General features: G+C 55.5%; 19 protein-coding genes, 1 tRNA gene and 1 pseudogene. 13 read left to right on the forward strand and 8 right to left on the reverse strand.

Features of this window, described 5'->3' with window-relative positions; all coding sequences use genetic code 11:
* The first annotated feature begins 143 nt into the window (after positions 1-143).
* Complete coding sequence (locus tag BLP65_RS13245; RefSeq protein WP_092998155.1) at positions 144-1,250, forward strand: hypothetical protein; 1,107 nt, start codon at positions 144-146, stop codon at positions 1,248-1,250.
* Between the two features lie 178 nt (positions 1,251-1,428).
* On the opposite strand, the gene BLP65_RS13250 is transcribed toward BLP65_RS13245, so the two are convergent.
* A tRNA-Arg gene (locus BLP65_RS13250) sits at positions 1,429-1,505 on the reverse strand.
* Positions 1,506-2,269: 764 nt separating this feature from the next.
* Between BLP65_RS13250 and BLP65_RS13255 the strand changes: the two genes are divergently transcribed.
* The 4 genes from BLP65_RS13255 to BLP65_RS13270 all read left to right on the forward strand — a co-directional run bounded on the left by BLP65_RS13255 (position 2,270) and on the right by BLP65_RS13270 (position 5,603).
* A complete protein-coding gene (locus tag BLP65_RS13255) occupies positions 2,270-3,157 on the forward strand; it encodes a DMT family transporter (RefSeq protein ID WP_092998158.1) in 888 nt (295 codons plus the stop codon).
* A 179-nt stretch (positions 3,158-3,336) separates the two neighbouring features.
* Positions 3,337-3,834 carry a nitrous oxide reductase accessory protein NosL gene (locus BLP65_RS13260; RefSeq protein WP_092998162.1) on the forward strand — a complete coding sequence of 166 codons (498 nt, stop codon included), beginning with the start codon at positions 3,337-3,339 and terminating at the stop codon, positions 3,832-3,834.
* A 122-nt stretch (positions 3,835-3,956) separates the two neighbouring features.
* Positions 3,957-4,496, forward strand: coding sequence for a c-type cytochrome (locus BLP65_RS13265; RefSeq protein ID WP_217631997.1), 540 nt, complete (start codon positions 3,957-3,959; stop codon positions 4,494-4,496).
* 282 nt (positions 4,497-4,778) lie between these two features.
* On the forward strand, positions 4,779-5,603 hold the full coding sequence (locus BLP65_RS13270; protein WP_092998165.1) for a DUF2189 domain-containing protein: 825 nt from the start codon (positions 4,779-4,781) through the stop codon (positions 5,601-5,603).
* Between the two features lie 128 nt (positions 5,604-5,731).
* Here the strand turns inward: BLP65_RS13270 and rep are convergent, their stop codons facing one another.
* Entirely contained in the window at positions 5,732-7,744 is a 2,013-nt protein-coding gene (rep, locus tag BLP65_RS13275; RefSeq protein WP_092998167.1) for a DNA helicase Rep, read from the reverse strand.
* Between the two features lie 131 nt (positions 7,745-7,875).
* Here rep and BLP65_RS16990 point away from each other — a divergent pair, with 131 nt between their 5' ends.
* A complete protein-coding gene (locus BLP65_RS16990) occupies positions 7,876-8,052 on the forward strand; it encodes a hypothetical protein (protein ID WP_175452577.1) in 177 nt (58 codons plus the stop codon).
* A 142-nt stretch (positions 8,053-8,194) separates the two neighbouring features.
* Here the strand turns inward: BLP65_RS16990 and BLP65_RS13280 are convergent.
* Positions 8,195-8,875 (reverse strand): annotated as a pseudogene (locus tag BLP65_RS13280) (ATP-binding protein); the annotation flags it as partial.
* A gap of 191 nt (positions 8,876-9,066) precedes the next feature.
* On the opposite strand from BLP65_RS13280, the gene BLP65_RS13285 reads away from it, so the two are divergent.
* On the forward strand, positions 9,067-9,711 hold the full coding sequence (locus BLP65_RS13285) for a TnsA endonuclease N-terminal domain-containing protein (RefSeq protein ID WP_092998172.1): 645 nt from the start codon (positions 9,067-9,069) through the stop codon (positions 9,709-9,711).
* Between the two features lie 27 nt (positions 9,712-9,738).
* Here BLP65_RS13285 and BLP65_RS16995 read toward each other — a convergent pair whose 3' ends face one another.
* Positions 9,739-10,044, reverse strand: coding sequence for a hypothetical protein (locus tag BLP65_RS16995; protein ID WP_175452578.1), 306 nt, complete (start codon positions 10,042-10,044; stop codon positions 9,739-9,741).
* Here BLP65_RS16995 and BLP65_RS13290 point away from each other — a divergent pair.
* From BLP65_RS13290 to BLP65_RS13310, 6 genes are all read left to right on the forward strand, one after another.
* On the forward strand, positions 10,009-11,625 hold the full coding sequence (locus BLP65_RS13290; RefSeq protein WP_175452579.1) for a Mu transposase C-terminal domain-containing protein: 1,617 nt from the start codon (positions 10,009-10,011) through the stop codon (positions 11,623-11,625). The two genes, BLP65_RS16995 and BLP65_RS13290, sit on opposite strands and share 36 nt — an antisense overlap.
* Entirely contained in the window at positions 11,618-12,514 is an 897-nt protein-coding gene (locus BLP65_RS13295) for a TniB family NTP-binding protein (protein WP_092998178.1), read from the forward strand. Before BLP65_RS13290 ends, BLP65_RS13295 begins: the two co-directional genes overlap by 8 nt.
* Positions 12,507-15,377 (forward strand): TniQ family protein, encoded by a 2,871-nt coding sequence (locus BLP65_RS17435; RefSeq protein ID WP_092998180.1) that lies wholly within the window; start codon positions 12,507-12,509, stop codon positions 15,375-15,377. Before BLP65_RS13295 ends, BLP65_RS17435 begins: the two co-directional genes overlap by 8 nt.
* A gap of 739 nt (positions 15,378-16,116) precedes the next feature.
* Positions 16,117-16,944, forward strand: a complete 828-nt coding sequence (locus BLP65_RS16765) for a hypothetical protein (protein ID WP_139181510.1) — start codon at positions 16,117-16,119, stop codon at positions 16,942-16,944.
* 20 nt (positions 16,945-16,964) lie between these two features.
* Positions 16,965-19,535 carry an ORC-CDC6 family AAA ATPase gene (locus BLP65_RS13305; protein ID WP_092998182.1) on the forward strand — a complete coding sequence of 857 codons (2,571 nt, stop codon included), beginning with the start codon at positions 16,965-16,967 and terminating at the stop codon, positions 19,533-19,535.
* Positions 19,535-20,710, forward strand: coding sequence for a hypothetical protein (locus tag BLP65_RS13310; protein ID WP_092998184.1), 1,176 nt, complete (start codon positions 19,535-19,537; stop codon positions 20,708-20,710). Before BLP65_RS13305 ends, BLP65_RS13310 begins: the two co-directional genes overlap by 1 nt.
* Positions 20,711-20,717: 7 nt before the next feature.
* Here the strand turns inward: BLP65_RS13310 and BLP65_RS13315 are convergent, their stop codons facing one another.
* From BLP65_RS13315 to BLP65_RS17465, 4 genes are all read right to left on the reverse strand, one after another.
* Positions 20,718-21,899: a Druantia anti-phage system protein DruA gene (locus BLP65_RS13315; RefSeq protein WP_092998186.1), complete on the reverse strand. Its 1,182-nt coding sequence runs from the start codon at positions 21,897-21,899 to the stop codon at positions 20,718-20,720.
* Between the two features lie 63 nt (positions 21,900-21,962).
* Positions 21,963-22,094 (reverse strand): excalibur calcium-binding domain-containing protein, encoded by a 132-nt coding sequence (locus BLP65_RS17345; protein WP_092998188.1) that lies wholly within the window; start codon positions 22,092-22,094, stop codon positions 21,963-21,965.
* The gene (locus BLP65_RS13325; protein ID WP_245688330.1) at positions 22,061-22,546 is read right to left on the reverse strand and encodes a thermonuclease family protein; all 486 of its coding nucleotides are present in this window, start codon (positions 22,544-22,546) and stop codon (positions 22,061-22,063) included. Before BLP65_RS13325 ends, BLP65_RS17345 begins: the two co-directional genes overlap by 34 nt.
* 395 nt (positions 22,547-22,941) lie before the next feature.
* Complete coding sequence (locus BLP65_RS17465) at positions 22,942-23,616, reverse strand: SOS response-associated peptidase (protein WP_175452580.1); 675 nt, start codon at positions 23,614-23,616, stop codon at positions 22,942-22,944.
* Between the last annotated feature and the right edge of the window lie 338 nt (positions 23,617-23,954).

Raw genomic sequence — 23,954 nt, forward strand, 5'->3', positions numbered from 1 at the left:
TCACGCCTTCGGGGAGCCACCCTCCCTCCCGGTGCCAAAAGGGTTAAAATCGGGATACGCGGACATTTTCTTGCAGAATGTCCGGATCGATGTGAAAAACCCGGGTGAGGGAGAGACTCTCAGAACCGGGGGAGGGTGGCTCCTTGGCGAAACTTTATATCGCGCTTGGCGCAGCAGTGGTAGCCTCGCTGTTCCTGAGCATGGCCTGGAAGCCGTTGCCTTTCGAGGAGCGGCTTATCGCCATCCAGATGCAGGAGGCGCCCCCGGAACTGGCCCGGTTGGTGGCGGATGAGCCGATCGAGGTTCAGGCGCTGTTGCTGGATTATGCGAGTGATGAAATCCTGAAGCTGAAGGCCCAATCGGCACTGCTTCGATATCCCGAATTGGTGAGAAGAGTTCTACCGATCTACGGTTCCGACCAGGATTTCCAGGGCATTCTCCGCGAGCATGGTGAGAGCGTTTTCCTGCCGATCGCCTATTTTCTGGCGAATGAAGTCTCTTCGGTTGCCGTAATGCACTACACGGCCCAAAAATTCCAATCCCTCCGACAGGCCACCGGAAGCAACTCCACCACCTCCCGGGACAACGCCGAACAGCCGGGTACACTGACACCCGAGCTACGCGGCCGCTACGCGGTGCGCTTCATTGAAAATGAAGGTCACGGCTTTCTCGGCCAGTTCGTGCTGGACAGCAGCGGAAATCCCCGGTGGCTTCAGAGTGAACGGCTGCTGGAAGGCGCCGGCTCCTTCTTCGTAGGCGGCATCGGCAGCCTCGAGCGAAAGGCAAAAACCGATCAGGCGATCAACATCGCGGATGCCGGCTGGGCCGGGGTCGATGTCCTGTTGATGGCCAGTGCCGTCAAGCTTCTTCGGCTGGGTCGGGTGGGTGCCGTCGCCGGAAAGCCCCTGAGCTCCTCGACCCGGACCGCAGCGCTGGCGTCGCGCGTAGCCCGGGTGGGACAAGCCGGTGTAGGTTTGGCGAGACACGGCAAATGGCCCGCAATCATCCTGGCCGGCTACGTCGCGATCCAGCATCCGGGGATCATCAACGATACCTTTGCCAACCTGGCCCGCTTCATCGGCCTCCCCGGCTGGCTCGGCCAGTTTGCAGGGTGGCTCATCATCCTGTTGCCGGTTTTCTATCTTGGCGCGTGGATCATGCGGTGGATGGTCGCCCCCACAATCAAACTGCTCCGCGCCACCCTGGCGACCCTGTCCAGATTTGAACCCGCAAAGGGACGTAACGCGTAGGGTGGATAAGCGAAGCGCATCCACCAAACGACCGGGAAGAGTGCGGATGCGCTGCCGCCTATTCGCCCTACGGTGTACTGGTGCCCCGATGTCCAACAGGGACAGGAGTAATTTCGTGATGGAGAATGCCCGGTTCGGGAGGACTTAGCGGAGAAAAAGCGAACCGAAATCAGGAAGATGGCGCGCCCGAGAGGATTCGAACCTCTGACCTCTGCCTCCGGAGGGCAGCGCTCTATCCAGCTGAGCTACGGGCGCTTACGAGCCGCTAAGGATACATGGACGCGGCATTGACGTCCAACCCCGCAACGGCTTCAGCTTGGCGCTGGTGCGCTGATCTCGGCCACGCTTGATGAACTTGCCCTCGCTGTCATTACGAGGAGCCCCAGCGACGACGTAATCTCTCCTCCCAACGCCGAGATTGCCACGTCGCTCGGGGCTCGGCTGTCTACTCCCAACCCCGGGATTGTTACGTCGCTTGGCGCTCCTCTTGCTGATGAACTTGCCCTCCCTGCTGTCATTACGAGGAGCCCGAGCGACGAAGTAATCTCCTGCTCCCAGAACCGCTAGATTGCCCGCGTCGCTTAGGCTCGGCTTCGGCATCCTCGAGAATAGGCTCCAGACATTCTCTACTACCGCCATCCATGGCGGCATGCGTCGCTCTACCGCCTACACCCATGTAGGCGTCCTCGCAATGACGGCCAAATGTTCGTCACTCAAGCTGCGGAGCGGCGGGTAGTGCTCTGGCCAAATCGACGATTCACCCCTTGGACTTCGAACCACGGGGTACACGGGGAGTAAATAACTCGAGAAACTTGTGTTACCCCGTGTACCCCGTGGTTACAGTTCTTCATTGATCCGGGCCGCGGAGTGGCAGGCAGGGCTTGCAAGTGAAAAACAGAGCTTGGTAGCCATCCGTCTTTGGTATCCTTTCGGCTGCTCGGGCCTGCGCTTTCCGAGGCTCGGCCAGACATGCCATGGCATGGTCGGACGCCGCCAAAAAAATCCCAAACGGTAACTCAATGCATCCTGTACTGCCCGTCTTCGTTCTCATCAGTAGTGCCATCCTTTGGGGAGTGACCTGGTGGCCACTGCAGTATTTTCACACCAATGGTGTTGCCGGAATTCCGCTCATCCTGGTGGGTTACGGCGTGGTGGGGCTCGTACTGCTGCCGTGGCTGATTCGCGAGCGCAGGGCGTGGCGGGGCGAGAGCCGTTTTTTGTGGATCATGCTCCTGCTGGGCGGCTGGGCCAACCTGTCGTTCGCCTCGGCCATGATTTATGGCGAGGTGGTGCGGGCGATGATGCTGTTCTATCTGGCGCCGGTCTGGGGCGTGTTGGGTGGGTGGCTGTTTCTCGGGGAGACAATCGACCGCGCCCGCTGGTTCGGTGTGGGGCTCGCGCTGCTTGGCGCGTTTCTGGTGCTGGGGGGGCCGGTGGTCTTCGAGACCGCCCCCTCCTGGCTTGATCTGCTGGCGATCAGTTCCGGCCTGGCCTTCGCCCTCAACAATGTTACCTGCCGCGGGGCCGCTCACGTGCCGCTGATGAGCAAGACCGCCGCCATGTTCATTGGCTGCGGGTTGATGGCAATCGTCGCCCTGCCCCTGGTTTCCGCCGGATTGCCGGAGGTGCCCGGTACCACCTGGTTCTGGCTGGTGATGTTTGGCCTGGTCTGGTTGCTGATAGCTACCCTCGGAACGCTGTGGGCAGTGACGCATATGGAGGCGGGCCGCGCGTCGGTGCTGCTGATTACCGAATTGCTGGCCGCGGTGATCTCCGCTGTGGTGATTGGCGGTGAAACACTGAGCGCTGGCGAACTCGCGGGTGGGGCACTGATTTTGGCGGCGACGCTAATCGAGGCGAGGCGCGGACCGGACGAACCGGTGGTGGATGTTCCGGCGGCTTACTGACACGCGCGCCTCGGGAATCCTGCACCCGTAACTATCAAGGACTTACATAAAGTATGCGGTTGCCCTGGAACCATCGCCCGATTGGGGGTGACAATGTCCGCCTTGATATGGATCATCCAATTGATTGGTCAGGCAGATTACTCTTGGCCTCTCGGCGCGCCCTTACGAATTGAGACCCAATGAACTCGAGAAAACCACCACTGGCCGGCAAGTTGGTCTTCTTGTTAAGCCTGTTGTCCCTGCTTGTTGCCTGCTCCGGCGACCCGGGGACGGGGCCGGTGGATGTGGAATTCAATAGCGACAGCGATACCTGTGAACGCTGTCGCATGGTCATGAGTGACCCTCACTATTCGGCGCAGATCCGGGGCGGCCCCGAAGGGGGGGAAAGCCGCGTCTATCGATTCGATGACATCGGTTGCGCGGTGATCTGGCTGGACGAGCAGCCGTGGCGGGATAATCCCGCCGTGGAGATTTGGGTCAACGACCATCGTGACGGGGAGTGGATCAATGCCCGTGAAGCCTGGTACGTGGAGGGCAACAAAACGCCCATGGCCTACGGACTCGGGGCCCGTGACGATCCGGCGGAGGGTGCGCTCACCTTCGAGCAAGCCAGAGAACGGATCTATGAAATGGAGCGGCGCTTCAATACCCACAGCGGGCATCAGCAAGGCTTCTAAGGGCAGGTCCTTTCACGATATACTCGCCTACTGGTTTTTGAAGTTAGCCTCTGGCTTTTTCGGGGTACGCCCATGAGGCGCGTCCCTGTACTACTACAGCATCTCGGAAGAGGGGATTTGCAGTGAACCGGACAAACACCCATCTCGGTTTCAGCATCATGATTTTGGTAGTGGTCGGTGTCCTGGTGCTTTTGATCGCCAGAGGCATGGGCCCGGTGCTCAATCCGCAAAATGCGGACATGAGTGAAGAGGCCATCGCCGAGCGTATCGAGCCGGTAGCGAAGCTGAATACCGGCGAACCGATCCAGCCGGAGGCTCCGGAAGGGGCTGAAGCTCCAGAAGTGGCAGAAGCACCGGAAGCGGCGGTGGCCTCGGCAGAGGTAGCGGACGAAGCCGGCGCTGATGAGGGACGTAGCGGTGAGGATGTATACAACAGCGCCTGTATCGCCTGCCACGCAGCGGGCGTAGCCGGCGCACCGAAGATAGGTGACCCGGCTGCTTGGGGACCCCGCATAGAGAAGGGCATGGATATGCTGGTTCAGAATGCCATCAATGGCTTCAACGGCGAAACGGGCGTCATGCCGCCGCGGGGCACCTGCGGTAACTGTTCGGACGCAGAGCTGGAGAAGGCCGTGGAATACATGGTCTCCGAGTCCCAGTAAAAGCCGGTTGACAGTGCTTGAAAAAAGGGGCGTCCTCCGGGACGTCCTTTTTTTGTAAATTGTAACTGCTCGCCCGGTTGATCATGCGCGGCATAGGAGATTCGTCATCCCCGCGCAGGCGGGGATCCATTTTTGAGCCATGCCGCTGCTCTCTGGATTCCCGCCTACGCGGGAATGACGGGGGAGTGAGCAGTTACCGTAAATCGCCAAATTCGCAGTGCCTCCCGGTTGGTTGACTACTCTTTTCCGTAGAAACCCTTATCAGGCGAGTAGGAGATTGCCATGCCTCGTCATGCTATCCACCACGTCTCGCCGGTCTCCATGCCATCCATAAACCCCATCGACTTCGGGGCACCGCTGCGTTGGCTGAGTGCCGGCTGGGATGATTTGAAACAACATCCTGCTGCAAGTATCGGGTACGGCCTAGTGGTTATTGCGCTCTATGCCCTGATTGTCGCTTTTGCACTCAGCACCACCTGGTACCACGTGGGCCTGCAATTGACGGCGGGCTTTACCCTGCTGGCGCCGGTGTTTGCGGTCGGCTTCTACCGCATGAGCCAGCGAATGGAGGAGGGCAGTCCCACCGGTCTTGCCGATGCCTTCAAGGCCTGGAATGCGAACCCTCGCGGGATTCTGGGTATGGGCGTGATTTTGCTGCTGGTCCTTCTCTCCTGGTTCATGGTCGGTATGTGGACCACGGCCTTTCTGCTGGAGGGTAAAGCGGAATTGGTATTGAGGTTCGGGGGGGGCGGCTTAGGTGACTACATCACGGCCCTTCCGGCGCCGCTCATCATTGCCTTTTTCCTGACGGGACTGGTGGCCGGGCTCGTCGCCTTCTTCTTTTCGGCTGTTTCGATCCCGTTCCTGATGGAAGAGCCCGACCTGGATTTCATTTCGGCGCTGGTGACGAGCTGGAACGCAGTGATTCGCAATACCGGTCCGATGCTCTGGTGGGCGCTGCTGATTGGTGTGATCTTCGCGGGCGGTCTGCTGCTCGGCTACATCGGCCTGGCCATCGCACTGCCCTGGCTGGGGCACTCCACCTGGCACGCCTATAGGGAAGTGGTCAATCGGGAGGTGTCGGAATCGGAAGTTCATGAGGCGTGACACCGCTGTCCGGGAATAGCAATGGGCTACAAAATGCAGGTTGGCGCTGAGGAACGAAGCCCGGCAAAATCAGCGTTGGGGGTCGCTTAACTCACCCCAACCTACCAACGATGTTCTCGGACAGGCTCCTACGTCTCGGTGCCCAGCATGCCCCGCAGGGCGGCGAGGTGCGCCTTGCCACGCTCCTGCTTCTCCTCGGCCGGGGCTTCGATTCCGGCACCCTCCCACTTCAAGTCCTCTTCCGGCAGTTCGGCAATGAAGCGGCTGGGTTCGCAGCGGACCACCTCACCGCCACGGCGGCGACGATTGGCCAGAGTGAGGGTGAGGTTCTGCTGGGCGCGGGTGATGCCCACATAGGCCAGGCGCCGCTCCTCTTCGATGGAATCCTCTTCGATACTCGTGCGGTGGGGTAGCAGTTCCTCCTCCATGCCCACCAGGAAGACGTTGGGGAACTCCAGCCCCTTGGCGGCGTGCAGGGTCATGAGTCGCACGCGATCGCGGTCCTCATCCTCTTCGTTGCGTTCGAGGATGTCCATCAGGGTAAGCTTGGCGACCAGCTCGCCAAGGTCGGGCTCGCCATCCTCCTTTCCGGCCATGCGCGCTATCCAGTCGAACAGCTCCTCGACGTTCTTCATCTTGCGTTCGGCTTGTTTCAGGCTCGGACAGGTATCCCGCAGCCAGCTCTCGTAACCGATCTCCTGTGCCATCTCGCGCATGGCCGCCAGCGGGTCGCCGCGCCGCGCCCGGTCGCCGATCGCCACTATCCATTCGGTGAAGGCCCGCAGCCGATTGAGCTGACGCTCCTTGAGTACCTGCGTCAGACCCAGTTCGAAGCTTGCCGAGAACAGGCCGATCCCCCGTTGCGAGGCATAGTTGCCCAGTTTCTCCAGCGTGGAGGGGCCGATCTCCCTTCGGGGCGTGTTCACGACCCGTAAAAAGGCGGTATCGTCGTCGGGATTGATCAGCAGTCGCAGATAGGCGAGTACGTCCTTCACCTCGCTGTAGGAGAAGAAAGAGGCGCCGCCGGAGATCTGGTAGGGGATGCGCTGCTCCCGCAGGGCCTTTTCGAACAGTCGCGACTGGTGGTTGCCCCGGTAGAGGATCGCATAGTCGCTGAAATCGGTGCGCTTCTGGAAGCGGTGGTGCATGAGTGAGGAGACCACCTTGACCGCCTCGTCCTCCTCATCGCGGGCCCTCACGACGCGGATCGGCTCTCCGTAGCCCATTTCGCTCCAGAGCCGCTTTTCGAACACGTGGGGATTGTTGCCGATGAGCCGGTTGGCCGCCTTCAGGATACAGCCCATGGAGCGATAGTTCTGCTCCAGCTTGACTACCTTGAGGCCGGGGAAATCCTTGCCGAGTTCCACCAGGTTTTCCGGGCGGGCGCCGCGCCAGGCATAGATGGATTGGTCATCATCGCCCACCACCGTCAGGGCGCCACGCAGCCCCACCAGCATTCGAACCAGCCGGTATTGGGTGATATTGGTGTCCTGGTATTCGTCCACCAGTAGGTGGCGAATGCGGTTTTGCCAGCGCTCCAGCACCTCCGGCTTCCGTTCGAATAGCAGCACCGGTAGCATGATCAGGTCGTCGAAGTCGACGGCGTTGTAGGCCTTGAGGTGGCGGTTGTACTCGGCGTAGATCTGCGAGGCGGCGAAAGAGGCGGTATCGTCCGCGTGGCTGACGGCCTGCTCCGGGGTGATGAGGGCATTCTTCCAGTCGGAAATGCGGCGCTGGATCTCCTGATCGAGGCCGTCGCTGCCACCCTCCCGCCGCAGCAGCTCCCGAATGAGTCCGGCGCTGTCCTGGGCGTCGAAAATGGAGAACCCCGGCTTGTGGTCCAGGTGTTTCAACTCGCTGCGAATGATATCCAGACCCAGAGTGTGGAACGTCGAAACCCGCAGACCGTGACCCTCGCGGCCGACCAGCAACTGCCCCACGCGCTCTTTCATCTCGCGCGCTGCCTTGTTGGTAAAGGTCACGGCTGCGATGTGCCGCGGCGACAGTCCGCACTCCTTGATGAGATAGGCGATCTTGCGGGTGATCACCCGGGTCTTGCCACTGCCTGCTCCCGCCAGGACCAGCAGGGGGCCGTCAATGTAGCGTACGGCTTCGCTTTGGCTGGGATTCAGATTGGACACGGCCCGAAAATACCGATGAGAGAGGGTCTGTATTCTAACAGGCCACAGCACTGTTGCGGCGTGCGGTTTGACCCGTCGCCTGTTTTCCGTGATCCTGAATCTGCTTACCAACAGAGTACTTGTAACCCCCCATGGCCGAAGACCTGAACAAAGCGGAAGACCGTTGGCGCAACCGGGGCCTGTTTCGTCCGAAACGCAGCCGGCGCTGGGGGCGGTTACTCTTTTTCGGGATTGTCCTGCTGCTCCTAGGATTGTTCCTGAAAGAAGCTGGCAGCGAGTGGCTCTACGAATGGCTGCAGACTCGCTAGTAGCTAGTAGCTAGTAGCTAAACGGTGGGGTCTACTCTTGTAGACTCGCCACTCGCCACTCGCCACTCGCCACTCGCCACTCGCCACTCGCCACTCGCCACTCGCCACTCGCCACTCGTCACTCGCCACTCGTCACTCGCCCCTAGACACTACCTACCGCTGCACTCCGATCCAGCTTCCGGTAGCCGATCGCTTCACTGATGTGCGCGGCCTCGATGGATTCATTCTGCGCCAGATCGGCGATCGTGCGGGCGACACGAAGCACCCGATGATAGGCTCGGGCCGAGAGCCCCAGTCGATCTACGGCCTGTTCGAGCAGTGCCGCCTCACGATCGGACAGCCGGCAGATGGACTCGGTCTCCCGGGCGTTGAGAAGGGCGTTGGGTTTGCCGGCGCGCTGCAGTTGTCGAGCCCGGGTTTGTGTCACGCGGTCCTGCACGCTGGCACTGGTCTCGCTACGGGCATCGCCTCGCAGGAGTTCGCGCGGCAGCGGCGGGATCTCCAGCTGCAGATCGATCCGATCGAGCAGCGGCCCGGAGATACGGGCGCGATAGCGCTGGATCTGTTCGTGGGTACAGTGGCACTGGCCGTTCGGATGGCTGAGATAACCGCAGGGGCAGGGATTCATGGCGGCGAGCAGCTGGAAACGGGCCGGAAAGCGCGCCTGACGGGCGGCCCGTGAGATGGTGATGGTGCCCGACTCCAGGGGCTCCCGAAGCACCTCGAGTACCCTGCGATCGAACTCCGGCAGCTCATCGAGAAACAGCACGCCACCGTGCGCGAGGCTCACCTCGCCGGGGCGCGGCTGACTCCCGCTGTGAATTCTAAAAGAAGTTGCAAACGGCTACACCAATACTCAATGACTTAGGTGCGCCATTTGCACCACCTTTTGTAGTCAGGTTCTAATAGGGGCTGCAAATGGTTTTAGAATCACAGGTGATATTGCAGGTGGTTTGACTCACGTGCATTTAGCACGATACTTCCTGCAAAAGGCCCTGTGACAAGGAGTGTCAGTTGCCGGTCCGGCGAATCCCCAAAAACTACCGTCACGTGACCGGCATGCTCGGCAGTAGTAGGAGTGAACGCAAACCCTTCTACGAATCCCCGCTGGAACGCGACTTTTTCATCCTCCTCGACTTCGACCCGCGGGTAGCCTCATTCGAAGAACAACCTGTTGCGGTCCACTACCAAGATGATATGGGCACCTGGCGTCGGTACACCCCAGACGTTTTGGTCCTCTATAAGGAAGAAGCTCACAAGCGCCCCCTTCTCTTCGAAATAAAGCCTCGCGAAGTGTTGCGGTCCGAATGGAAGTCCCTAGAAAGGCGGTTCAGAGCCGCTTATCAGGTTGCGAAAGCACGCGGCTGGGGATTTCGAACCGTAACAGACCGGGAAATCCGGACACCGCGCCTTGAGAACATCAAGTTTCTTCGCGGTTACCGGGATACGCCGGCAGACGAGGAGGCCTGTGAACTGATGGTACAGACAGTCACTAGCAAGCAAGCGATAACCGTACAGGGTCTACTTGATACCCTCGCGACCGACCGCTGGGAACAAGCCCGACTGATTCCCTCGGTCTGGCACCTAACCGCGACCGGCAGGTTGCAGGTGGATATGGATATCCCGCTGACCATGGTCAGCACTCTTACATCACCCTAGGAGGGCCAAGGAATGGCGTCTCTTGACCTAAAACCCGGTAGCGAGGTCAGCTACCGGGGGAAGAATCACCGTATTCTTCGTCCCGTTGACTTGTCTTCCGTTTTGGCCCTGGAGATCCAGACCGGCGAAAAGCGCACGGTTCCGGTTGCGGAATTGACGCCGCGTGCTACCGATCAGCCGCAGACCCTGCCCGAGGCAGCCGATCTGGCCGCCCTCTCCGAAAAGGAGTGGGAAATCGCCAAAGAGCGCTACGAAACCATAAAACCCCTGCTCGACGCCGAAAATCGCACCGAAGCCATGGTGGATGAAGCGGCCGGCGAAGCCGGCGTTCATACGGTGACCCTCTACCGGTGGATTCAGCGTTTTGAGTCGACCGGCAAGGTTTCGGCACTTGTCCGGGTTCCGCGTAGCGGCGGCAGAGGGCGCAGTCGGCTGAGCCCCGATGTCGAGACAGTCCTCGTCGCGACGATCGAAGAAGATTACCTGCGTGCCGAAAAGCCCAATATCGAACACACCGCCGAAGAGGTCGAGCGTAGGTGTCGAAACGCCGGTTTGAAGGCGCCTCACCCGAATACCGTGCGCAACCGCATCAAACTGATTTCGGAGAAGGAAAAGGTCAAACGCCGGAAAGGACCTAAAGCAGCGCGGATTTTCGAGCCTCTCAAGGGACGGTACCCCGATGCGCACTGGCCGCTTTCGGTTATTCAAATCGACCACACCAAGCTTGACGTCATATTGGTGGACGATATCCATCGACTTCCGATCGGCCGCCCGTGGATAACCATCGCAATCGACGTATTCAGTCGCATGGTGACTGGCTTTTACATCGCCTTCGAACCGCCAAGTGCGATGTCGGTCGGCTTGTGCCTCGCGCATTCCATACTCCCCAAAGATGAGTGGCTTAGCGACCACGACATCAATACGCCTTGGCCCATATGGGGCTTGATGCGCAAAGTGCATGCCGATAACGCCCGTGAGTTCCGAGGCACGATGCTGAGCAAAGCCTGTAGCGAGTACGGAATCGACCTGGAGTGGCGCCCGGTGAAAAAACCGCAGTATGGCGCTCACATCGAGCGTTTGCTCGGTACATTGAACAACAGAATTCACGGGCTTCCCGGTACGACGTCTTCCAATACCAAGAGCCGTGGAGATTATCCGGCCGAGCAGAAAGCGGTTTTCACGCTGAATGAATTTGAAGCCTGGTTAGGGATCTTAATTGTCGAGGCCTATCACCAGCGCGAGCATAGTCAGCTGCTGACGAGTCCGGTCGGAAAATTCGAGCAAGGGATATTCGGCACCGGCGATACCCCCGGCTGTGGTCTGCCCGACCGGATCATCGATGAAGACCGGCTACGAATTGACCTCATGCCGTACGAAATTCGGACGGTTCAGCCTTACGGCCTTCTCATCGACGATATCCATTACTTCAGCGATGTTTTGCGACCTTGGGTCCATGCTACCGACCCGGAAAACGACAACCAAAAGCGAAAATTTGTTATTCGGCGTGATCCGAGGGACATCAGCCAGGTCTATTTCTACGATCCCGAACTGAACCAGCATTTCCTTATCCCCTACAGGGATAACTCGCGCCCGGCAATAACCCTATGGGAGCTCAGGGAAGTCCGCCGGCGTTTGAAGGAAGAGGGGCGCAAGCACATCGACGAGAATGCCATCTTCGAGGCATACAATCGGATGAAGGAAATCGAACAAAACGCTACCCGCGAAACGAAGAAAGTGCGTCGAGCGAACCAGCGCCAGCGTTCGGCCAAGCGGCAGCCGAAGCCCAAAGCGCCCGTGAGTCGGTTTGAAGTTCCGAGTGCCAAAATCCTCGAGACTCCCGCTACGGAGGAACCGGATATTTTGGACGATGCCGACATCGAGCCCTTCGAAGTGGATGGGTTTGACTATGACTGAAGCGCAGCATGTTGATGAGAGGTTCCGTGATTGGCTTTGGGTTCCCACCGAAGAGCGGATCGAGAAGATTCAGCGTCCGCGCTGGATAAACTACCCGCAAGCCAGGCGTGCGCTCCTGCGAATGGAGGAGTTGCTGAGCTATCCACGGGTCCATCGGATGCCGAACCTGCTGGTGGTTGGTGACACCAATAACGGCAAAACGATGTTGATTGAGCGGTTTCTAAGGAAGTATCCCGTGGACGAGAATGCCTGCGGAGAAAGCGTCCAAATGCCGGTTGTCGCGATTCAGGCACCGCCGCTTCCGGATGAGAATCGGCTGTACAGCGCCATTTTGCGTGCGATAAACGCCCCGCATAGCTCTTCAGATAATGCGGGAAAGAAGCAGGACCAGGTCTACGACTTACTACCGGTGATTGGGGCCAAGATACTGATCATCGATGAGATTCAACACCTTCTGGCCGGCGCCCCGGCAGCCCAGCGGCGTTTCCTTAACGCGCTGAAGCATTTGGGCAACGAGCTTCGTATCCCCATCGTTGCTTTTGGCGTACCGGAAGGGCTACGGGCCATCCAGTCCGATTCCCAGCTCGCCAACCGCTTCCAGCCGATTCCTCTCTATCGCTGGAAACGAGGAACGGAATTCTTACGTCTTCTAAGCAGCTTCGAAAGATTCCTGCCTTTGCGAAAAAAATCGAATCTCGCAAAGGAACCGATTGCAGGAAAGCTCTTGTCGATGAGTGAGGGCGTAATCGGGGAGCTTGGGGCTGTATTGGAGATGGCCGCTATTCACGCAATCCGCTCAGGGAAGGAGCAAATCGATATGGATGTACTGAACCAAATCGGTTGGATCTCACCTTCCCAGCGAAGGTTGAGGACCGAGGCATTTGTTTGAAAACAGAACGAGGCTCTGGCCGGCGCATCCGAAGCCAAGATCCGACGAACTTCTGTCGTCTTGGCTGGTTAGGTTGGCCAATGCCAACCGAGTGCCATTGCACACTTTCTGCCGTCTGGAGTGGCCTGAAAAACCGATTTGGACTCGGGATATCGACGGGAGTGCCGATACAGAGCTATTGACTGGCTTGGCACAGAGGACGGGAACGCCATTTGCCGATGTTTTCGGTACAACGCTCAGGGCGTATGAAGGGGTACTGTACGAACGATACAACCCAAACGGGGCAACACCGTGGATTTTGCCACTTGGTGTATACCACCGTATCAGGCGCCGTCCCGGCCAGCAGTTCTGCTCGAAGTGCTTGGCAGAAACCGGCTATTTCCGTCGAGCTTGGCGATTGGCGTTTGCAACCGTTTGCCTCAAACACGGGGACTGGCTGCACGACTGCTGCCCTGAGTGCGGGAAACCCGTAAACTTTCATCGAACCTCCGCCAAGCGTTTAGAGCTTTTCCAGTGCTCTTTCTGTGCGGCCGATTTGTCTCAGCCTGGAAAATCGCCTGCCGATCCCGAGCGCCTGGAACGGGCGGTCCCGTTCCAATCATTCATTTCTCAAGCGATCAACAACCGGCAGGCTATCCTGCAAGACGGGACTACAGTCCCCTCCAGGCTATTGATGCCTGTTCTCAGGCAACTGGTTTACCTTCTGGCCTCCGGTAAAGGAAAGCGGTTGGCAAGCACAGTCAGCCTCGCGAGTGGTCTCCAGTACGACCAAAGGCTGATCTACACCCGCCGCGAATATGAACGTTTCGGCCTGACGGAACGCACCAACCTGATTTCGATGGCCGTCTGGCTTCTCCATGATTGGCCCCGTCGGTTTATCGATATTTGCAAGGATTCAGGTACCTGGAGTTCCCCACTTCTTGCGATATCCGGTGAGGACCTACCCTCTTGGTATGAAAAGGTTGTAGTACAAGTGCTTAGCCAGAAAGGCTATTCCGAGCGCGACCGCGACCTTAGAGCGATCAACAAAGGGCTAGGGCGTAGCAATTGCAACGCTGAACGGCGCATAGCACGACAACGGACTGGCACAGCTAAGCGCCCTCGGTTGACGGCTATTTTGCCCAAAGGCGCCCGTATCCCGTATACACCTGCGCTGCAGGAAGCAGAAGCTCGGCTTTTCGAAATCAGTTTCGCCACTTGGGTTCGCCATCGCCGTTACAAGAAGAAACATACGGCGAAATCGCTGAATCGAGATCTTGGCGCGATAATGCTCATTGTGGACTTTACGAGAGAGCCTCCGTGGCGGTGGACCGAGGAGCTCTTCGATCAATGGGCTGAATACCTTGCGTTCGGCTGTCACCTCACCCCGTCGAGCCAAAGTACTTACTTCGGCGCTGTTCAGAGTTACCTCGAGTTTTTCGCCAAACACCGTGAATTGCAGCGATTCGTGCGCACCGAATGTGGGCACAAGGTTCGGCAGGTTTGCTTTCGCCGTAACCGTATCCCGTTTGCCGCTGATCTTGAGTGCGCGCCCCCGGCTCCGAAGTTTGTCCGAACGGACATCCAATCACCGCCAGCAGCTGATGTGCCGCAGAAGGAGCCACCAGCGCCATCTGCTGACGAAGCGAAGCTGACGACCTGTGAGCGAGTCAATCCTACCGGTGGGCGAAAAAAGTGCAGCGAATGCTCGCGGCCCATGAGAAAAGCGACGGCCGTGTTCGACGATAGAGGTTTCTGTGCCGCTTGCTACAAGCGTCTGTTCGACCGTATCGCCTGTAAGGGCTGCGGGAAAACGACTCGCGTTTTTCGCGGAGCGGACAAGGAGAAACATCTATGCAGGACCTGTCGAACGCATGGCAGGCAGTGCCTGCGCTGTGGAAAGCCTGTACCACGAGCGCGCCTTACGCTGAAAGAAGGGGTGGCTTGTCCATCTTGTGCTAAACACTTCAAGCCGGCAAAAGCCTGTTCGAATTGTGGGCGGTTAAGTCGGCAATTAGCCCGGTGCCGTCGGTTAGGGTTTACTGAACCGGTTTGCGACAGTTGCCGTAGGAGCGAGAACGTAACATGTGCCGGGTGCGGTAAATATCGACGTCCTGCGGGAGAAAACCCTGAAGGGCGGAAAGTGTGTAAGCGCTGTTTTGAGCGGGAAGGAAAGCCATTTCTGTGTCCTGAGTGCGGGCGGGAAGGCAAGCCGCACAGTGCAAGCCGGTGCACAGAGTGCTATTGGAGGTCCCGAATCGCACAATACAGGGTAAAAGGAAACGGGCTACGGAATCCTCGAATACGGGAGGCTTTTTTCGACTTTGTTGATGAGCAGTCGGCGGCATTTAGTCTTCACGCTACAGCGCTTCGACTGCCTCGTGATCTCAATTTCTTTTCAGAATTGGACATACGATTCCCAGAGACTCGCCAGATTACCGCAGATGCATTGATGGGGGCAGTGAGTCCAAAATGGCTGACGCGCCACCGGGCCCCTTACCGTTTTCTTGAGGACAGGAAGCTTTTGCCGCCGAGGAAGTCTGAAGAGTTAAGGAATTCACAGAGTCGCTTGATTCTGCAGGACCTGTGGAAGCGGATTGATAGCGATTGGCACAAGAAACTCGTTCGTGAATTTATCGACTCTCTCGAGAAGAGAAATGCGCGGTGTTTGGCTAGGGGGAGACGTGAACTTCAGTTGACCCCCCAAACCGTAAGCGCGAGTTTACGTGCAGCAATCAAGCTTCTTGAAGACCTCGACCGGAAGGGTATCAACCAAGAATTGGATGCTTTGAGATATCTTAAGCGAGAGTCGCCAATGAAAGAGACTGCCTATCAGTGCGCTTCACTTTCGTTCATCCGATTTTTTTTAGAGAAGGCGAGCTAACCAGAAATGTTCAGCTCAAGGCCAAAACAAAAAGATGTCTCGTTTCTTGCATAACCGAGCATGCCGACACTCCGCTCGATCCAGACGACGCGCTGTTGTTTCTGAAGAAGTATTTCGCGGCGACATGCTTGCCCACCCGGATTTAGTTGGCGGCCGGCGCCGTGCTTGGAGCGCTTGCGAGAGCATGCTGGCATCTTGCAAGGCCTCGCCCACATGTCTTAGTTGCGGTGGAATTACGAGCTGAAGGAGGTCGGCCGTTTTGTGCGTAATGCCAAGCTCGGCGCTTGGGACTACTTCCTCTGTGGGTGCCCTTTATCGACGCGGCCCGCCAAACCATCGTAGTGACGATCGACTGGACCGATGTCGACCGGGACGGCCATGCGACAAATGCTGTCCGCCCACGGGTATCTAAGTCCAGCTACTACCCAGCTAATGCACCGCTGCGGGTCCGAAGGGAATCATGCCTACCGCGTCCTCTGGCAGCGACTAGAACGACCGACTGAAAAGTGAACAAATGGTGGACTAAGCTGAACTGCCGTGTGGCCCGAAACTCGGTGGTAGACCACCGGAAAGCGCGGCTAACAACAACAGTTCATCCACAATGGCTTTCACCTTTGCTTATATCTTCCAGTCTGATAGCCTGCCGAGTTGGGATAACGACGATTTGATATCCCGGAAGCAAAGGCATGTCGTCAAATGGAAAGGATAAAAACCGCTGGGAACGTAGGGATAATCTGCAATGTCATCAAGGGAAGCTGAGGCGCGAAAGCTGGAGCGCGGGCTGCGCGGAAGTGCTGAAAAATGGTTTTATGGTGCTCTTGTGGCCAAAACACTGACGCTTCTTGTCGGCGTGTCGGCGCTCATCTTTTATCCCACTGCTACTCAACCCAGCATTATCATCCTTCTATTGTACGTCGTTGCCGAACTAGCTTCTTGGCGCCACAACACAGTGCGTAATGACTGGGAATATCTCCAAAGGCAATTAGATGCACACAATTCATTAGGCTGGAGGCTTGACCAACGAAAGTTAGCCGACTTATCGATAGAATACAAACGCCTTTTGACACATCTCCCACCGGTAAACATCGCGTACGATGAATATTTTGCGAGCCCGGAAAGTAATGGACCGAAGCGGGCACTCGATAACACCCAACAATCTGCTTGGTTTGCGAAACATATAGCAAAATCAACATGGATTTTATATGTTACTGTTTTAGTTTTTTTGGCACTTGCCGCCATTATAGGGCTACTCGTTACGACAGCCAGCCCAACCAATTATAATACTGTGAGCAGCTTTTCGAAAATTGTAACTGCTTCACTGACCTTTGTTGTTTCGGTAAACCTAATCCACTACACCCGGGGATACTTTCGTTATACCCGTTGTGCAGCTAGCGTCGAGAACGAGATTGCCGCAAAGCTCGCATCAGGAAACTATGATCTTTATGAGGCGATTGCGCTAATGCACGAATATCACCTTTGTCACGCGGCCGCACCTATGAACCCAAGTCTGGTGTGGCGTTGGCGGCGGGACGATTTAAACGAGCAGTGGCGTAAATACAAAAGTTAGTTTAGCGGGAGTCGCCGGTAGTGAAAGCCAGTAAGTGGATAACCAATGTTTTATTCCCGGAACAGCTAACAGTTGAAGGAAAACAATTCAGGATTATCGACGGCCTAGAAAAAGGGATCGTGAACCTACGGGAAGATAGGAGTGGATACCAAGGCTATGTCCTGAAAGTTGAAGACACCGAGTCTTTGTTATCCTATGCATTAAAAGTTTGTTTAGCTCGTGGTCAACCCGAAAACCAGTCGGAGTCCTATGACGTTCGGATTAACCGTGAGCTTGGGGATACTAAAGGCCTATTCGTGCTTCCCCGCTTCATCGACTCTATAGATTTGATATCCGCTGAGACGGGCACTGCTTCGACATATACATGCTTTGTTACTGATTGGATTGATGGCAAAACGCTATCGATGTATTTGCGCGATCATCCTGATGAGATAACTCCAGATTGGGTATGCGCTGTTGCAACTCAGTTGCATCGTGGAGTGCAATATCTTCGAAAGCGCAACCTGAAACATGGCGACCTCCACGCAGATAACATCATGCTCCGCAATGAAATTGAGGACCTCCTACCATTGCATGGGCAAGGCCCGCAAGTCGACTTAACAATCATCGACACCGGACACACTGCACGCTGTACGGAACCTGATAATGCTGATTTCATAGCGTTTGTTGACCTTCTTGTCCTTTTGTACAATACCGCATTGCGGAATAGGCGTGCGGTAAAAGAAACTCCAGGTTTTGCGCTGAAATTTAAGCAATTTTTAGAAAGATTAACGGAAGATGATGAGGCCCGTTATTTTCCGAATGGTGGTGATGAGAAATATTACGAGCTGAGACAAGTCTGCGATTCAATTTCAAATGAGTTTGGGTTGATTCAACAAAGCTTTCAGCCATTTGACGCGATTTCAGCAGAGCACCTTGCTAATGATAAGTTGCTGTTATCATTGTTTAATAAAAAATTTCCTTGGTACTCGACCGTAGCCAGCAAGAGTCCGACGGTCCTCACCGGCCCGCGAGGATGTGGAAAATCAATGTTTTTCCGCTATTTGGCGGCTAAAACGCATTTATTTTCCGATACCTGTGCCGAAAAGCTACCCTCCATTCCCTTTTTGGGAGTGTATGTAGGTTGCTCAAGCGACCTTCAAAATAACCTACTCTGGCTTTCAAGGGATCCCGCTGTTGCTGAGCGAAAGGCTAATGACGTTGTCACTTTCTTTTCACTGATCGTCCTGCGCGAGCTTCTCCGAACCCTGGCGGCTATTCACGATAACTCTTTCGCACGACGCCTTTATGGGATAACCACTTCAGCAATCGATGCATGTGTAACCTATTGTAACTACTTCCTCCCATCCTCAACAGAAACTCCCCGCCTTTCTGGTACAAGTCGTGCTTGGCACTATGCCGAACGTATAGACAAGCTCCGAGTTGATGTCGGGCTTGCGATGCTTCGTGATCGCCCGTCACCCACTGTTTTACCTGAAACGTTTATTGGTGAGATTACCACGAAACTACAAGAAAATTGTTTGCCACTGATCGAGCGGCCGATCGTGTTTTTGCTCGATGACTATACCAAACAGCGAATCGGTTCGCCGATCCAAAGAATACTCAATAAAGTAATTTGGGAAAGAAGAAAGTCGCACTATTTTAAGATTTCGTGTGAAAAGTTTGGGTTTGACCCAAATGCTATCGATGGGGTCAAGGTGGACTCCGATCGTGAGTTCGCTCTTATTGACGCCGGTGACTACGCGGTCAGCTGGAAAACACAAAATCGTAATACCGGCTTCATTAAAAATCTTATTGACCTGAGGCTCTCTGCAGCTAGCTGGGACGGAAATGTCGAGTCATTGATAGGGCATAGTGAATTCGACTCTGATCTTAAGATGGCGAAATATATTAGGCAGAACCGGTCAGGGACTAAGTCGCACTATCATGGTATAGAGATTATATCGCGATTGTGGAGCGGTGACGTATCTTCAATATTGCACATTGTGCGTGAGATATTTATCCGTGGTGAAGTCACAAGTTCAAGTAGGTACTTGGTGCCGAAAAAGACACAGCATGATGCCATCGTTGGCGTCTCTAAGGCATTCGCGAAACGTGTTCACACATATCATCCCTATGGAGATATGCTTACGAGAATTCTTCAATCGTATGGCAGTTTTGTTAAAGACGTTCAAGTGAGTGGTTCTTTCGAAAAGAATAGCAATAATCCTAGAAGACTAATTCAATTGGAATTTTCGATTCGGCCAGAAGAAGATTTGTTCTGTCTTTTGCGCGAAGCGGGATGGAAACTTTATCAAATTGATAATATTGATAGAATTGCTAAAGAACTATTGCGGCGTGCGGTTTTTATTGAGCGCAAAGAAAGCAGGGCGAAGGAATCCGCCGACCTTAGAACGATTCGTTGGCAGTTTCGCCGTGTATATCTTCCTAGTTTTGGGACAGCACTGGAGCGAAAGTCGTATCTAGATATAAAGACGATAGAGGAGTTTGCCGCGTTTATTATTGAGCCAGCGAAATTCCTGCGGCAGAAAGGGATAGGGTTCGGAGTCAAATCGGGTGGGACGCCGGACATGTTTGAAGGGGAGTCGTGATGGTCGCAAGATTCGGTGACATTCAGACAGTAGACGTCCGCGAGTGCGTCGCGGATTTGCCAAGTATCAGAGAGTATCAGCCAAACTCCGTTGTGCCCGACATTTTTATTTGTGCGCTGGGCTTTGAAAAAAGAGCGCCTACTATGGTTATGGAAGAGGCGAAAGCGAGGAAGGACAAATACGGGGAAACTATTTCGCTCTTGGGTGAATATACGACGAATCTTACGGATAATGCCCGAAACGAAGAAACAATTCTCGACTATGTTTCTTCTTTTTCCAAAGAAGTAAAAAGGGTAAACGCTGATGATCCCAGAGCGTTAGCAAATACTATCATGGAGCTAGTCGATAAAAAACGAAGTGGCAAGGGTAAAGTCAAGGTCTCGTTTGATATTAGTGCAGCTTCAGAAAACTTTATTATATCCGTTGTGGGGGGGCTCATAGCCGCACGAGAAAAGGTTCAGTTAAGGGTTTTATACGTCGAGGCAGAAAGCTACCATCCAACAAAAGAAAAATTTGACATCGATGGGGAGTCTTTAATAAAAGAGGGAGTAGAGTTTGGAGATCAACGTGTTCACCTTGAATATGGAGTTCAGGAAGTTGAATGGAATGAGCTATTTCCAGGTTTTCATCAAGAGAGTCATCCGGATTATGTCATAGCAATACCAACGTTTCGAATGACTCGGATGATCCGATGCTTGAATGAGATCGGTGAGCAAATTGCCGCTGTGCCAGCGCGGAACGTATTTTGGATATTGGGGCAACCGCCATCTGCAGCGAATCTTTGGCGGGCTGATTACCTCAGGGGCCTAATAGAGGAAATAGTTCAACGGGCGTCGGGTGGCGTAAAAGAAGAGTGTCAGTTAGACGGCCGTAATTCGGCATATTGTAGTACGTTAGACTACAAGGACGTTTTGCAACAAGTGGTTCGTCAAGCTGACCAACGGCTGGATGCAAATATAACCCTTGTCAACATGGGCTCCAAAATGCAGGCTTTAGGTGTTGGCCTTGCACTAGCCGCAAGAGAAGAAATTGCAGTGATAACAGCACGACCGGTCCAATATAACGTCTCATCCTACTCGATGGGGGTTGGTCCAAAATGGGAGGTCACGTTCGAGTTGGGCGAAGTTGTTACCCAAATCCGAAATGCTTCGACTTTGAAGTATCTTTATGGATAAAGGAAGATCAGCCAGTAACGCTATCGGCCAGATTCCTCAAGGTTGAGTTAATCCATTCGACTGATTCGAAGCGGCTCCAGTTTGGCATGCGTTTCGACCGTGGTACGGCCCAACGTTCGGTCCAGAATTTGGAGTAATCGTCCATCCCTAGAGCGATAGGGCGACCGAATGCTCCACCGCTCATTCCGCGCTCAAGGGAGGTGGTCAGACGAAACAGAAATACCTCTCGGGCAAGGCCATGACGCAGCAGCTCAGTTGGTAGTCCGAGCGCTCTTAACGCGATCGTTGTATTTTGCCAACGGACTTTGGGACCGTGCCCAAATCCAGATGGCACCAAAAGGCCCTTGGACTCAAGCCAAGTTTTTATATCGTTATAGTGGTCATCAAAATGGACCATTCCATAGCCCTTGGTGTAACCAATTGGTTCTGCGAGGAGTCGATTTTGGTACTTTAGCCGGTTGTAGATAGAGCTTCTTCCGAATGCGCTTGTGGTAGTGATCGCCACAAGAGGCTGTGATATTAATCGGTCGTTAATTGTTGTTTTCTTCGAAATATACGTGCGCCAGTATGCCCTTCGCACGGCGTCCGAAGCGAGTAGTCCGGCTACGAGCTTGCCGCCCAAAATATGGGAATAGGGCGGAATAGCGCCTACCGTATGCGCATCGAGGGTATGGTTCACGAGCTCTAGTTTTCGTTGAGATGGGTAGGAGAAAAGCTCGTCTCGACAGCTAAGATCCGCTGGCGGGGATTGTAACCCGAGGATCCCGATTACAGCCTCATGATGCTCGTCGAAGACGACAAACCTAAGTCTGCGACCGTATCCGCGCGAGTAAGGAAGGGACCAGAGCGAACGCACTATTTGATAAATCTCGTGCCATTTCCCCCTGCCATTTTCAACTAGATACAACTTCGGTTTTATTTGCGCAACCGAAATTTTTTCGCCGTTCCGAAAAAGTTGGCGATGTTTCTGAAACAGCCGAAATACGTTAGTGAACTTGATGATAGGGTTTACGGTCTTTGTGGCGGCATGAATGCTGCGTAGGTAGTCCTTGTCTTGATGGAAAAGCGCTTGTTGGAAAGCTACATGTGCGTTTTCTAGCCGAGCCCGGAGTAGCTCGTCATGTATGGCTACGGAATGCGTAGTTGAGGCCGTACTGATGGCCTTAGGTGAACGGAGTTGGTGGGCCATTTAAGACGTACCAGTATGCAATGGGTCAATACGGGGTATTTGGCCACCCCACTGGCACTAGTGTCAAGTATTTGTTAGCATGAAAAACGATCGGCTCCTGCAAATCGCTTCACACGGAACTCCATCCTCATCACCATCCAATCGGTCACGCCCGCATTGCTCTAAATAGAAGCGGGCCTCAACACAGTTCGCCATCTGCTACAGTACCGCTTCGTTCCGCATTGTGCGTCGGCTGGAACCGTATCGCTATCGCTTTGACGTGTCTGGCGCTTCCCTCGCCGCCACTCCCACGGCTTTACCTGTTTCGCCTCTGACAAGCCCCATAGGCCGCGCTCGGCCTCTTTCGCCCGCTTCTCCAAATCCAAAAGAGAGCGGTCTCGCACATAGCGGCGGTAGACCCATGCATGCCCCTGGCGAACCATTTCGGCGTTTACGTCCAATCCATCGACGTAAACACGGCCCACGATGCGGCCGTAGCGGTCCACGTCCTGTTGCTCGACTCTGGCGGTCTTGCCAAAGGCGAGCGTCGATAGAGCCTGTTTGGCGCGCTTTCCCCACTGTTGCCCCCTCTCCGGGGTATCAATCTCGCCGAGACGGATTTTTTGTTTGCTTGTTTTCGGCGGTGAGAAGCGTAAGGGTATCGCCATCGGCGATCTTAACGACACCGCCCGTCAGGTCGGGTTCGCCAAGGACAGCCAAAGGAAGTAGGAGAAGTAAAACAGTAAGACAATGCCCGGCATCGATCAGTAACACTCCTGCGTGTAGACCCGCGAGGCTGAGGAAGTTGGCTCCTAAAAAAAACAGCCGAACCCCTTGGGGTTGCCATGGTAACAGCGGGAACACTTTGGGTCAGGGCTGTAGGGAATGTCCTACAACGGGAAGAGCGGAAGACTGACAGACGCCATTTGCCGCTTTTTGGCATACTGAGGGTCTTCGCAGGAGAAAACCGAAAAGGAGGCCGGTAGGCATGGACAGGCGACTCGATAACCTCACCCCGCCCGCCTGAAACGGAATGCCGAAGCAGAAAGAGACAAGTGGCCAGCTAAACAAGAGGGCCTACTTGGGCAATCACGTCACTTCCTTTGTTCTGCGGCTTGTTGACCGACGTGGAAACGGGAAAGCACTCCATTTCGCTAGCGTTGTACGGAACAAGGTAGTCCTGAAGAGTTTTAATGTCGGCAAGTGGGTCCAGCCACTCCTGGTGGTGCTCGGGCGGCAAGATAGCCGGCATCCGGTTGTGAATATGGGCGGCGAGCGCATTGGGCTCGGTAATGATAATCGTGAAGGTCTCGAGGATTTGTCCCTGGCCCCGCCATCGGCTCCCAGACCGGCGAAAAACATCGGCTCGCCATTGGTCAGCCGGAAGTAGTACGGCTGCTTGCGCCCATTCTCCGTCCGCCACTCGAAGAAGCCGTCCGCCGGCACCAGGCAACGACTTGCCCGGAAGACGTAAGGGTTTCTCAGCTACGGTTTCCGCCCGGGCGTTGATGGGGAACGGTCCTTTGCTCGGGTCCTTTGACCAGTGCGGCACCAGTCCCGAGTGAAGGGTCACCAACTCAGGCTCGTTTTCGTACTCGCTCCAGCGGGCGACCAAGGGCGTTTCCGAGGGGGCGACGTTGTATCGGGCCATGAGGTCGCCGTACTGGCGGTTCCCGGGCAGTCCCAGTCGGACGGCATACTCGGCCGTCCGGCGATGTTGGTCAAAGCGGCCGCGCATAGTGGTGTTCCCTTCGATGATGATCGAAACGATCTTAGATCGTAACCCGGTTGCTCGCATTTGACCCAACGCCGACAGCGGTGCCTAGGTGAATAGAGGCTGTTCCGCTTGGCCATGATGCTTTCGAGGCTCTGCTCTTGGACTGCTTCGAAGAGTGTCGTTCCTGATCGAAGTGGCCGGAAAAGGGAAGGTCGGTATAGCGGGGGACAGCTGCAGCAACGTCGGCCGCCACTCTGCCATGTGAACTCCACCAGGTTCGGTCGCGAATGGACAAGCCGTCTGCCAAATGGGTGGTGCCGATCGGCTGTGATTAGGGATGACGCACCACCACCGAGCCA

The sequence above is a fragment of the Thiohalomonas denitrificans genome (assembly GCF_900102855.1).
Lineage (GTDB): Bacteria > Pseudomonadota > Gammaproteobacteria > Thiohalomonadales > Thiohalomonadaceae > Thiohalomonas > Thiohalomonas denitrificans.